Annotated in this window: 6 protein-coding genes; all 6 read right to left on the minus strand. The window is 33.1% G+C overall.

Annotated elements, in window-relative coordinates:
• Positions 1-26: 26 nt before the first annotated feature.
• Positions 27-2,744 carry an alpha/beta hydrolase-fold protein gene (locus IRZ83_RS18620; RefSeq protein WP_194570661.1) on the minus strand — a complete coding sequence of 906 codons (2,718 nt, stop codon included), beginning with the start codon at positions 2,742-2,744 and terminating at the stop codon, positions 27-29.
• 28 nt (positions 2,745-2,772) lie between these two features.
• On the minus strand, positions 2,773-4,491 hold the full coding sequence (locus IRZ83_RS18625; protein WP_194570662.1) for a glycoside hydrolase family 43 protein: 1,719 nt from the start codon (positions 4,489-4,491) through the stop codon (positions 2,773-2,775).
• Positions 4,492-5,059: 568 nt separating this feature from the next.
• Complete coding sequence (locus IRZ83_RS18630; protein ID WP_194570663.1) at positions 5,060-5,701, minus strand: porin family protein; 642 nt, start codon at positions 5,699-5,701, stop codon at positions 5,060-5,062.
• Positions 5,702-5,765: 64 nt separating this feature from the next.
• Complete coding sequence (locus IRZ83_RS18635) at positions 5,766-11,909, minus strand: M4 family metallopeptidase (RefSeq protein ID WP_194570664.1); 6,144 nt, start codon at positions 11,907-11,909, stop codon at positions 5,766-5,768.
• A gap of 97 nt (positions 11,910-12,006) precedes the next feature.
• Positions 12,007-12,144: a hypothetical protein gene (locus IRZ83_RS18640; protein ID WP_157848508.1), complete on the minus strand. Its 138-nt coding sequence runs from the start codon at positions 12,142-12,144 to the stop codon at positions 12,007-12,009.
• A 192-nt stretch (positions 12,145-12,336) separates the two neighbouring features.
• Complete coding sequence (locus IRZ83_RS18645) at positions 12,337-13,947, minus strand: tetratricopeptide repeat protein (protein WP_194570665.1); 1,611 nt, start codon at positions 13,945-13,947, stop codon at positions 12,337-12,339.
• Positions 13,948-14,413 lie beyond the last annotated feature (466 nt).

The following is a 14,413-nucleotide window of genomic DNA, read 5'->3' on the forward strand; positions in this document are numbered from 1 at the left end:
TTAATGTATGTTTTTATTTGCAATAATTAATTAAATAACAACGGAGCAAACATAAATAAATCATGTCTCCATACAGGCCAGCTGTGACCACCAGGATATTCGCTGTATTTATATTTAATACCCATTTGATCAAACTTGCCCATCATTATTTTGCAATTTTCAAAAGCTATATCTTCCTTACCGCCCATTGAAATCCAAAAGTTTTTTATATTTGAATTAATAGCTGTGGCGTTGTTTTTCATAAACTCATATTGCGGTTCTGATAAAGCTGTATTATTGGCCCACCAGCCCGAGCTAAAAATTCCTATGCTGGAAAACAGATCTGAATTTTTTACACCCGCATAAAGTGTTTGCAGACCGCCCATAGACAAACCGGCTAAAGCTCTGTTTTTAGCGTCTGTCGCTACTTTAAAATTACTTTCTACAAAAGGGATTCCAGCAATTTTTAATTCATTTTCAAAAGCTTTTAATGCATTTTCATTAAAACCGGCTACTCCTCCGGTATTTCCCATATTTCCGTCAAGCATCACAATTACCATTGGTTTTGCTTTCTTTTCCGCTATTAAATTATCTAAAATTAAATTGGCTTTACCCTGAGTTGCCCATCCGGTTTGGTCTTCACCTCCTCCATGCAACAGATACAAAACCGGATATTTTTCGGTGGAATTTTCATAACCCGGTGGTGTGTAAACATACATTTCCCGCCAGGAATTAGTAAACTTCGAAAAGTATTTCTTAATTCTGATATCACCATGGGGCACCATTTTTAAAGTATAAAAATCCCCTTCTTTATTCGGAATTTCAATACCGCTGGCCATGCGTCCCATGCCATAGAACGTTTCACTAGACTGATCTGCTACAGCCACACCATCAATAAGCAACGAGTAATAATTGAATCCTCTATTGATTACATCAGTAGTAACAGTCCATAATCCTTCAGAATCTCGTGCTAAGTCGTACTTTTTGCCTAAATCAATTTGTACTTTTAAAGCTTCCGGAGCATTCATTTTAAAAACTACCCGATTGTCTGGTAATATTTGTGGATACTTGGCGTTACGGATATTAGTTTGTGCAGGATCTCCTAAAATAGTGTACAATGGAAAAACAGACGGATCAACAGGCTTAAATAAAAACTGTGAAAACATATACAAACCGTTTTTCCAAACTTTAAAGTCATGAACTCCAGGTTCGATGTAATAAATATGCGGCACATTGTTTTTATATAAATAATCATGAGTTCTTCTGCTATTTTCGATAAGCCAGTCGTTATCGCCACAGGAAATCCATAGTAGTTTTATTTTCTTTTTTGCTTCTTCTGGATTTGGAAGTAATTCTTCAGGTTTTTTAGTATTTGGAGCCGCTGAGAAAGCACCTACCCAGGCAAATTTATCAAGATTTCCTAATCCGAAATTCAATGACTGTCCTCCTCCCATAGACAAGCCTGCAATAGCACGATGTTCGCTGTCTTTGTAAGCAGGATATTTTTTTTCGATAAAAGGAATTAAATCGTTTAGTAAATCTTTTTCAAATACAGCAAATGCCTGTACTTTATCAGGAGCCATTATATTTCCGGCAGCACTGTCGTCTTTCATCGCTCTGCCATTTGGCATTACAACAATCATTGGTTCTATTTTTCCTTCAGCATAAAGATTATCTAATATAACCTTTGGATTTGCTCCGTTTATCCATTCTTTTTCATCCCCGCCTATTCCGTGCAAAAGATACAGAACGGGATATTTTTTCTTTTTATTGAATCCCGGAGGAGTATAAACCGCTGCCTTCCTTACCGAACCTACAGTTTTAGATTCGTAACTGAGAATTTCTATATTTCCGGATGAAATATTAGAATTTAATTGATCAAAACCTACAGGTGCCTGCACTCTTAAAGGCATTTTAGCTCCTGATAATTTATAACCCAATAGATAAAGCATTTTATCGGCATAACGTCTTCCTAGTTCTCTGTAACCTGCTGCATTAAAATGCAAAAAATCAGGTTCAGCAGTACAACCTTTAGATGAAATAACATAAGAATTTGCTATTGTCTTTGGCAGTGTTGCAATAATTTTATTCATGCTGCCACATTTGCCATTCTGGTCTTCATTTACGGTTTCTCCTGAGAGCAATGGCACTTTTTTTGGATCCAGATCTAAATCCTTAATCAAATTATCGTACACAATTTTTACCTTTTGCGGCCAAAGTGTATCATTTGTATTCGATTCGCCCTGATGCAGTAAAATACCTTTAATGACTCCTTTCTTCTGTGCAATTTTAGCCATCTCCAAAAGTCGCGCGTAAGGATTATCATCATATTCTTTAAGAATTCCTTTCATCCATTCAGGTGCAGTTGCAATATATTCTGCTGTCTTATCTTTATCAAAAAGTTCAATTTTGCAACCTCCAACGGCTATATTTATAATCCCTACTTTTATATTTTTAGGCAAATTAGCAACCATGTTTCTCCCAAAATAATCAACAGGTGTTAATCCTGTATTACAACGGCATAATGGCGGTATTGCAGTATACCAATTTCCTTTTGTACGATTAATATCAGGACAATTTATGACTTGTAAAACCTGAAAACGATCATCAACACCAACTTTATCCTGCGGTTCTATTTTAGCATATCCTTCCATATTAGATTGGCCAAAGCTCAAATAAACATGAAAATTCGGATCTTGTGAATATCCTTTTTGTCCTATTGAAAAAAGAACTGCAAATGCAAAAAATTTAATTATTGATTTCATTATATAAATGTTTTAATGTCAATATTTTCTATTTTATCTGAGCATCATTTGAAGCCGTAGCATATAATCCTACTAATGCTCCTGTAAAACCTCCAGCCACATTTGTGGAAAGAATATCACCTGAAACACTTCCTCCTAAATTTTGAAAATTAATACCATTTAAGGCATAACTAAATTCATAATTGTCTCCTGTTGCTTTTACCTGTAAACGAATATTTTTCTTGATCTCGATTTTAGTACTTGCAATAATTTTCGAATCTCCTTTTTCGGTTCTTTCCAGCAAAATAAAAGTATCTTTTCCTTTTTTCGTTATTCCAAAAACATAATTAAACCGCTCATTCTGAAGACAAACAATTCCTGCCAGGTCTTTTTCAGATGCCGGTTTATACTCTAATGTTGTGGCAAAAGAAAAAGTATTATGCTGCTGTCTGTAAAATAGTGTAGAAGTTGGCTTCAATTCTTTAATATTTACTTCAAAAGGTTTAATCTCAAGTCCTTTTTTAGTTAGCAAAATAAAATTTTCGCGAGGCCCTCTTAAACCTATCCATCTGTAATCTAATTTTGCAGAAGTGAAATTTTCAGTAAACGTAAAATTTCCATTAGGGACAAATCCGTCTTTTCCTGTTTTGTTTTTAGTAACCCCTTTAGGCATTTTTATTTTTGGCTCTAGAGGCACTAATCCATTCTCGAACAGCGGAAAAACTCCAGACCAGTCTACAGGCAGCATAAAAGTTTCCCGTCCTGTATTTACACGGTTTTTATCATTCGGACGGATACCAAGAAAAACCCCATAATATTTATTATCCGGTCCCTGAACTAAATCTGCATGGCCAGCCCAGTCAACTTTTTCAGGCCTATCTTGAGAAAAATATCTTTGTGTAAGAATTGGATTGTTTGATGCCGGCTTAAAAGGCCCTTTTGGACTATCGCTAATAAAAATAACTTCACTATGATTATCACCTGTTCCCCCCTCGGCACACATTAAATAATAATGATTGTCTTTTTTATACAAATGAGGTGCTTCAATCCAGATTGGTTTTTTAGAAAGATTTACACCGCCGTCTACTATCACTTTATCTGTGCCTGGAATTACTTTATCATTTGCAACATCGTATTCCCACACTTTAATTACACGATGACCTTGGTAAAGTTCTTTTCCTTTATCAGGAGCATCATTATGAACTATATATCCTTTGCCATCATCATCAAAAAATATACAAGGATCGATTCCGTTAAAATCTAATTTTATCGGACTTCCCCAACCTTTCTTTGGATCTTTTGTTTTTACTATAATATTTCCCATATTACCTGTAAAGGCCGTGACAATCATATAAAATGTATCGTTGTGAGGGTTATACGTTATTCCGGGAGCATATACTCCCTGACTGATACCCGTATCGTGAGGATTAAATTCGGAAACATTATTTAATACCCCTCCCAAATCTGTCCAATTCACTAAATCTTTAGAATGGAAAATCGGAACACCGGGAAACATGGCAAATGAAGAACAGACCATATAATAATCATCTCCTTTTCTCGTAATAGCCGGATCAGGATAACATCCTTGTAAAATAGGCGAATAAAACTCATCTTGGTTTAATGGATTATTTTTATAAATATAATCGTCGCCTCTATAGACAACATTAGAAAAGAAAGGATGATTAGAAAGATTACTTTCGAAGTTTTTTCTATTAAATGAAAAAATAAATAATAATGATAATAATAAAAATATTTGTCGCTGTTTCATTTTAATCGTTCTTATAATAATATATACTAGAAAATATCTGCGTTTTACAAAAAACTTATTAAGTAACAATAAGTGTGCTTATCACAAATATAAAAATATTTTAACACACAACCGGTTGCTTTAATATATTTTTTACTAAAAATATAAAAATAACACCAATTAAAAATATTTTAAACAATAAAGAAGTAAAAACAAAATATTTAGTACATCTTAATTTTAGCCGTTAATATGATTTTTCGGATTATTTACTCAAAAAAGTAAGTACATTATGACGTAAAAAATGCAATTAAAAATCAATAGACTGATAGCTTGTTTTCCAAAAAATTAAAGGCCGTTTTTTCGAATTTTCATTTTGTAAGAATGGAATGTTTTTTATGTTATTAGATTTGGGGCAGAATCATGGCAAATGCGTTACCACATTTGATAAAGAGAGTCACGTTCTATGATAACTTACACTTAATATTCAGAGATGTTGGACATAATTCTGTGACTACACAAAAAAGCCCGTAAACATAGGTCTACAGGCTTTTTTTATGCACTTAATTAAATAGCTTTAGACTAATTCACTCTATTTAAAAAAGTACCCAATAGTTATTTGAAAAACTCTATTTTTCATATCGTTATTGATAACATAATTGACATCGCTTTCTTTAAAAACATTAGAATATGATAGATTATATCGTAGGTCTGTGTAGAACTTATCTTTATATTGATAACCCAATCCAAAGTTTACAGAAGTATCAATACCTGTTGAGTATTTTTTCAAATCTAAATTTTCATGATTGTCGTAACCTAAAAAATTATCGTGATATTCATTATTAGCTTTTAAAAGTATTCCTATTTGAGGTCCGGCCTGCACACTTAATCCTTTTAGCACATAATATTTTAGCATTACTGGAATGTTTAAATAGTTTAAATCTATTGTGCTTTTATAATTGGAATTGGTTACATCCCGATCAGAAAAGGAAATTTTTGTTCCCTGCTGGCTGTACAATAATTCTGGTTGAATTGAAAAGTTTTTCGCCACTGGAATTTCGACCATTAACCCCGCAGTAAATCCAGTTTTGCTTGATGAATCCAATTCGCTTTCATCAAAAGTAAGGTTCGCCAAATTTAAACCCGCTTTTACGCCAAGCTTGATTTTTTCAGTTTGAGCCATAACAGTCACACCTAAAAAGAGTATGCATATAAGCAATATTGATTTTTTCATAGATAATATTTGTTTAAGAACAGCAGCTCAAAAAAAGAGCTGCCGTATTTCTATCTTTAATTTGTTATTTTTTAATAACCTTAGCTGTATATTTCTTGCCTTGTACATCGCATTCTAAGATGTAAACTCCAGGAATTAATTCGCTAAGATTTACATTTGATGGAAAACTTGCATACGTTTTATTCCATACAGCCTTACCATCCATTCCGTACATTTTGATTTCAGCCTGTCCTTCAATTTTTTCCGCTAAAAATAGGTTTACATTATCAACAGCCGGATTAGGGAATACTCTAAAAGGATTTGTTATTTTGCCAACAAGCATACCTTTTGAATCAAATGGCGCTGAAATACTATTACATCCATTATTATTCGTCACTTGAAGGCTGTAATTTCCTTCCCAAATTGTAATTATAGTTTTTTCAGTTGCGTTTGGTATCGGTCTTTCGTTCAAAAACCATTGATAAGATGTTCCCTCAACTGAAGTTGTTAATTTCTTATCTCCCACAACCTGAATTTCTGGTACAATATTGTTTTCCAGAATTGAAATCGTAGTGCTAAAAGTTTTACCGATTCCGTTTTCATTATAAACAGTTACAAAATAATCACCGCTTTCTTTTGTCTCGTAAGTTGGTTTTGTTGAACCATCAAACCATTCGTATGCTTTATAATTTCCAGGATTTAAAACAACTTCTGGACCGCAGACAGCTCCGCTTGCTAAGTCAGATTCGAAAGTATCAAATGTTGCCGTAATCTTTTCTGTAAGCGTACATCCGTTTTTGGTTGTTACTGTTACAGAATAATCTCCCGCTTTATTGATTTCGATAGCATTAGTAATTTCACCTGTACTCCATTTGTATGAAGCAACTTTTAATTTATCTGAATTAAAATTAGTTTGGGCATCAATATATAAGCTTTTGCCTGCATATCCATGAATTACTGGATTATCAAATATTTTAAAATCTGATGTTGTACCTTGATAAAGATAATTTTCGACTTTATTGTTTTGTGCAATACCGTCATTTTCCAATTTGGCAGTAACAGTAAATACATGAGAATCTCCGCTGTTATCAAGTTTAGGCTGTTTCTTTAAAATATATTCTACGCTTTCGCCAACTGGAATTCCTGATTCAATAGCTTCTGAAATAGTTTCATTTGTGTTGATATATTCTAAATCTAACTGAATACTATTTGCAGGAATTGCAATTTGTCCTTCATTTGTCAGCTTTACTTTAAATTCATTTCCTCCACATATATCTTTTGGTGATAATATTTGTACTGCTACATCTAAAACAGGTTCGCTGATTATTTTTAAATCATCTAAAACCATATAAGAGTATCCGCCTTCTTTAGCATGTCTAAGTCGAAGCATTACAGATTTTCCTGCATATTTAGTTAGGTTTACCGCTCCCCTTTTCCATTCAGTATCTGAATAAGTTCCTTGTTTAGCGTCTTTCCATATTTCAGTCCATTCACCTCCATGAGTTTTAATGTCTATGCTGAATGAATTCCTATAATTACATTGCATTGCATAGTAAAATTCTAAAGAAGTTGCATTTTCAGATAACTTATACATTGGCGAAACCATTTCTCCATTTATTGCATAATATTCAAGCTGATTGTAAAGCATTGTTCCTAAAGCATCTCCTGTATGATCTTTTTTAGGCAATGTCAGATTTGTATTATCTGGCTTTGGAACAGCTCTCCACGGATAATTATCATCACTTTGATTTGAAGTGTAACCATTTGTTCCAAATATTGAACCCTGAGCTATACTTGAAAAAGTTTCAATATCTAGAGTCGGTGCCTTAGCCACAACCTGAAAAGATTTTGTAAGAGTTGCCGCTTCAGCTTTGGGCTGGCCGTTTGTAATTACTTTTACATTGATTTCGTAATTTCCTGGTTCTAACTTAGGAAGACCATCTAATGTGTAAACAATTGTTTGATACTGTAGGATCTGATCATTTCGTTCTAAAACAATTGGCTCACCCACAGCTTTACCATTTTGGGTAATTTGATATTCTATCGAAGCTTTTTCTACTTTTTTATAAAATACATTTCTTGCCCCTATAAAAAATTGGTGAGAAGGTGCATCTTCGTAGACAATTTCAGGTACACTTAAATTAGATAACTGTACATATTCTGATTTCTCTGTAATCTTAATGTTATCTACTGCAAAACCATTAGCAAATAAACCATTATCATCGTGCTGAAATGCTACAATAACACAAGGTTTTCCTGCATACGGAGTTAAATCTACGTGGTATTCTATCCAGTTATCAATGTAATACATTTTAAATACCTGTTCCCAGGTTTTACCACCATCCGTACTTACTTTTACATATCCGTCAGAAAGTCCTGTTCCGTCTCCAAAGGCGTCAAATGTCAAGTGTGCTTCTTTGTAATTGCTCAAATCCAGCACAGGAGAAGTTAACATATCATTTGCAGCGTCGCAATTACAAATATCATCGTTACTTGCCATAAATTTTGTATGCTCTGTTAGGTAAAAACTTGGAGACCTTAAATCTAAATCTGTTCCGAGTTTCCAGCCTGCAGCACCTTTGTTTTCAAAAGTTCTCCATCCTTTATATCCAGATGCATCTTCAAAATCTATTGTATAAGGCAGTACCGCTATTTTCTCATCTTCATTATTCCAATTATCGTAATCAAAAGTGTAAGTATTATTTTCTGGCTTGATATCCTGAGTCATATCATCAGGAAACACAGAAACTGTAATGGTATTATTACCGATAGTCTTTAAATCAATATTCGGAATAGTGTACGTTATAGTATCTTTAAACTTAGTAAACGCTAATGACGCTTTTTCTGTTTTCGAATAAACTTCATTTTGTAAATTATCCAGAATTTTTACGGCAACATTAACCTGCTCTGCTTTTGTCGCAAAATTATTGATGATTTTAACCGTTATTTTTGTATTTGAATTATCAATTTTACAACTTCCAGCATCTATTTTAGCATCTAAAAGCACTAAATCATAAGGTGCATTGTCTACATGAATATTGTCTATAAAGGCTCCTAAGAATCCGTCATTATAATCATCTGTTGCAACGCGAAAACGAATCGCTCCTTTTTTACCTGCTAATTCATTTAAACGAATACCAATTGGCTTTTTACTAAAATCATTATTAATTCCAGTAAACCATGGGCCTGACAATACACCATCGTCATAAATATGTAAAGTTGAAGGATAATCGATACCTGTAACTTTTTTCCAGTTTTGATTGTCTTCAGAATATTCTACAACTAATCCGTCATATCCGTTATGAAACAATGAAATGATATCAAACTCAACATACGGAAACGCTACATTACTAAAATCAAATATTGGCGATTGTAAGGTAAAATCAGCATTTAGAGCCATTCTTTCAGAAGCATTTGCAAGGTTTTCAGTAGCCCACAAATATTTCGATTTTGTATCTCTAAATGAATAAGAAGATGCCTGCCATACAAATTTTTGATTGGTAGCCAATGATTTTGAATACCAGCCTCCCGGTGTTCTTTCAAAATCTTGATTGTAAGGAAACTGTGTTATTATACCACTATACGAAGCACCAATACCACTATTATTAGCTGCTACAGGATCTTGGCTGTAAGATACAAAAGCTTCGTAAGTATGCAGACCTGTTGCTGATAAATCAATTGTGCCATCAAAAGCAATTGTCATTTCTGTATTCCCTTTAAATGCAGTGCTTAATGTAATATCTTTCCAGATGGTTTGATTTCCAGAAGCTGTATCTGCATATCCTACTTTTAACTGGGATCCTGCAGGTATATCTTTACAGCCTACATTATAGATCGTTGCCGTTAATGCATGATTTGCTGGAAGTGCTGTACCTGTATATTCTGGCAGATTTAATCGTAAAACCTTAAGATCAAAATCTTTTTGCTGAGGAACTACCATAAAACTTGTGGTAAAAGAAATTCCGTTTTTTGCGCCAAATTCTGTAACAGGGGCAAAATCAAATTTAACTTCTACATAGTTTAACTTAGTTGTGCTTATTAAGTAAGGAAGTTTTTCCTGAATTTTTACAATTGTTTCTTCGCCTAATGCCAAATCTTTATCAAAATTAATAACGCCATTACTGCCGTAAATTTCATTCAATCTGCCGCCAAAACCTGGTGCCATTAATCTCAACTTATAATTTAAAACCTCATTTGCTTTAATTACAGTTGAGCCTGTATTTTTAAATTTAATATAAAAAGGCTCATCTCCTTTTAAAGAACCGCAAGATGCCACAGGATTTTCAACAGAAACAAGTGCTATTTGTTTATCTGCATAAGCAGTTCCAATACCAATTGCATACCAGGCATTACTAACTTGTTTATATTCTTCAGAACCTATTCCGTATAAATCTTCTGTAACCATTAAGGTTGCCTGACGCATATCGCTAAAGTTTGAAGAAGGCGATAAATACTCTGTTAGTGTTATGTAGGCAATTTTTTCTGCTTTAGTCAGACCAATAGCTTTAACATCATAACTATTATTAAGGTCATTTACACCTTGACCACCTTCGCTTAAAAGGTAAAACCAATAATTCGTGATACCGCTGTTAATGTGCACGCCGCCATTATCGTAACTAACATTTGTTGGACTTATCCAATTTATTCCTCCATAAGTATCAGGCTGACCCTGCGCTTTTGGGTTACCCATATTTCTCATACTGCCATGAGTGTACAACTCACTTCCAAGCATCCAAATATCTTCTTTTTTGTCTTTTCCAACATAAAATTCAACACACGTACCAAAGATATCACTGAAAGATTCATTCATCGCTCCTGATTCTCCCTGATAAATTAAGTCGGCAGTTAAACCTGTTACCCCGTGAGTTAATTCGTGGGCTGTAATTCCTAAACCAACATACGGTGTACCATAACCATCTCCAAATTGTGCCCATCCGCCAGTCCATGAAGCATTTTCGACATTAGTGCCTAAATGCGCAAGACCAATAATTGTCATTCCTTTATCATCGATACTATTTCGATTAAACCTTTCACCATAATATTCTATGGTTTTCTGCATACCCCAATGAATATCCATAGCAACTTCATCATGATCTTTGTTATGCAGTTCATTCCAAATATTATCTTCATCAACAAATTCTGTGATTACCTCATCTGCAGCATGCTCGGCATGGTTCATATTCCAGGTAACCATTGGTACTTTGTATTTACCTTGCAGACCTTCTAGTCTGTATCCGTCAGCATATTGTTTCGTATTAAAAACTACTTCTCCAGCATATCTTGATTTACCTTTTCCTAAACTCTGATCTCCAAAAGCAGCATCACGGCTTAAATCAAGGTTTAAAACTATTTTTCCTGTATTTGCATCTACATAAATGGTATGACTTGATTGCGGATTTGTCGCATAAATATTAAATTTCCAAGCCAGGTAATATTCTTTTAATTCAGAAGAAAAATTAGGTCCAACATAAACCAGCTCCCCCTGTGGTTTTGTGCTAATGTTTTTATTAACTAAATAACCTAATTTTTTACTCTCCCAAATATATTGCTGTGCATTTACGGCTTTAAGCGCATTGTCTAAAGCTGTCGCTGCATTTATTTTATAATTGCTGCTTACCGTTAATTTCTTAGCCGTAGCCCCAAATGCATCAATTTTAGTTTTATTTTCTCTAACCTTATAAATTGCTCCTTCAACAGGAACAGAATTATGGAATTGCTGATACGTAACTACTGTTCTCCCATGAGTATCAGAAACCGATTTTAATTGCATTTTATCAGACGCAGCTAAATCAAACTCTCCTTTTTTAACTTCAAATATGTTTTTAGCTGTTACGTTTGCAGTTTTTGCAAAAGATTTAACCTTTGTACTTACTGAATCCTGCGGATTTGTTTTCTCGATAGTATTGGCTACATTTTGTTCAAATAATTTTTGACTTGCCTGCTGCTGCTTTTTTACTGACTCAGTTTCCTGAGCAGAAAGTTCTGTCCCACTTATTTTTTCTTCTTTTTGAGTAAGAAGATTTTCAGCATCATTATTCTGACTTGAATATGGATCACTGGCTTTTTTAGAAACTGGATCTTTTTTCTGGCTCACAGTCGGCGATCCCAGTGCCGTTGTCACACTGCCTTTTAGTTTGTTTGGAAAAAGTGACTGAGCCATTCCTACGGAACAGACAAAGAAACCTAACAAAACAAACAAATACTTGGTTTTAAAGTAAATTTGGTTCATTCGTTTTAAATTTAAAAATTAATAATATAGTATGCTTGGTTAATAAATATTGCGCTTCGATGGCTCATAGCAAAACCATAAAAGCAGTTTCTAAAAATCAATTCGGAGTTTGATCTTTAGGATTTTCTTTTGTTATTTTTTCTAGAATTTTTAAAAGGGTTTTCTTTTTTGTTTCTGTTTCTTCTAAGAGTTGTTCTAAACTTTTAGGAGGGATATCTTTTTTCTTCCTATTCATTCTAACTTATTTACTTCGACCTGCTCGCTAATCGATTTGGTAAATGTAGAAGGGAGATTATGTGTTTATGCAAAAAAAGACTATTGAAAAAACACTCTGAGGCAGAAAAGTTCCACCCAGAAAGCACTCAAAAAAAAATAAACCAAACTAAATCAGATTATTAGCTTGGTTTATTTTATGATATTAAATATGTTAAATTGTATTGAGATAAGTGGAGAGATTTACTTTTTCGTTAGTTAAATCAAACTTTTTACGCAATCTCGTTCGGGCATTTTCTATAGATTTAAAAGATTGTCCTGTAATTTGAGAGATTTCTTTTGTGGTTAAATCCAAATATAAAAGTGCACATAATCTTCGATCTTTTGGAGTAAGAGAAGGATAATCCTCCGTTAATTTGTCGAAAAAAGATTTATGAACCTGCTCAAAACTTATTTCAAATTCTTTCCAAATATCTGTATTCAAATTCTTTTCAAGACGCTTTAAAACTATATCAATAGCCTGCTGCATTTCTTTATTAACAGTTTTGAGTTTTATCTGTTTAAGATCTGTCAGGATTTCGTTAATGCTGTCTGTACGATGTATTTCTGCCATTGCCTTTCCTATGAGAACCTTCTTTTTGGCTTCGAGGCTTTCGTTTAAGACTTGCATTTTTGTTTTTAATTTTTCCTTTTCGAGCTGATTTTTAATATTCTTGTTGCGGTATTTTATCAGTAAAATAATCAAAATCAATATTCCAATAACTAATATTAAACCTACTACATAATATTTAAATCTCTTTTTTTGTTCAATTAGTGTTTTTATCTGGGTTCGGGCTTTATAATCTTGTTCCAGCTTTATTCTTTCAATGTTTACTGTCTTTTCTTCAATATTTATACTGTCTTTAATAGCATTATATTTCTGAAAATAATAAACAGCATTTTTATAATTTTTTTTAATTACATAAACTTCATAAAGCATTTTATTGAGGTCTAAACCAGAAGAACTATATACATTTTCGCTGCACAATTCTAAACCTTTCTTTGCATTTACAAGTACAGTATCATAGTTTTTTTCTTTTAAATTATATTCAGCAAAAGACTGATATACAAAAGCCTGCAGTAAATTATCAACACGATTGCTCAATAAGGAAAAAGCTTTGTCAAAATACTCTTCAGCTTTTATTTTATCTTTTTTCAAAACATATGCTCGAGCCAGATTAGTGTAAACGTAAACCTTTAGATCATCATTTTTTAAGCTTTTATTTAGTGCTTCGGCTTTATGAAAATAATACAATGAAGAATCTAAATTTCTGCTGAGATATAAAGTCCCTATATTGTTTAAAATTTTTACCAGCTTTACAGCATCATTTTTTGACTTTTGAAAACGATATACGTTTAAGAAACATTGCAGTGCTTTTTCTTTATTTTTCCCTTGTGCATAAATAATCGCAAGATTGTTTTCTAATTTGGATGCTTCTTCAAGATTGCCGTTTTTTTTGTAGATCTCATAGGCTTTCAAATAATATTGAAGGGCAACATCTAAAACCTCTCTGGCAGAATACATTTTTCCTGATGTGATATAAACACCAGCTAAAGTAAGTTCAGATTCTTTTGTTTTTTTAGCTTCTGCCTCAGCCAGTTCAATGTATTTTATAGCTCTGTCCCAATCTGTTTTCTGCAATCTTAATGCAATCTTACGAGAGAGTTCTACTTTTTTCTGATGATTGTTAGTAGTATTTACACCATCTATCAGTTCTTGTGTTGATTGTGAGTAAATACTAAAAGAAAGCAGAAAAAGCCATAAAAAAAATAATCGTGGTATCATTTTAAAAATTCTAATGTAATTTCAAATTTAAACAAATAAACACGAGTGATAAAAGCAAATCCTAAATAAAACAAGCAAATTCTCTTTAAATTTCAACTTACGCAGCTTGATACAGTAGCTCAAAATAAGAATAAATGCAAAAAAAATTGGTCCGAATTTTAGGGTTTCAATCCTGCTCTACATAGTAATAGGATAAAAGAAACAAAAAGGCTATTTTGGGGTTAGCATTTTTTAAAGCGCCCACAAAGGAAGTAAAATTAAAGAAGTTTATTTGGCTAACTGTAGATCGAATCTACAATCAAACATCAACAAAAAGAAAAATAGGCTCAGAAATATTTTTTCTCAGCATTCCGTCTTATTGAAAAAATAAAGGACGTTTAGAGATTCTAAAAAGCTTGCAATAAATGAAATTTTCTTCTTTCAAAACATTTTTCACTTCAGCAGATCCTGCCGGAGTATTTCTCAG

The sequence above is a fragment of the Flavobacterium sp. JLP genome (genome assembly GCF_015350755.1).
GTDB lineage: Bacteria > Bacteroidota > Bacteroidia > Flavobacteriales > Flavobacteriaceae > Flavobacterium.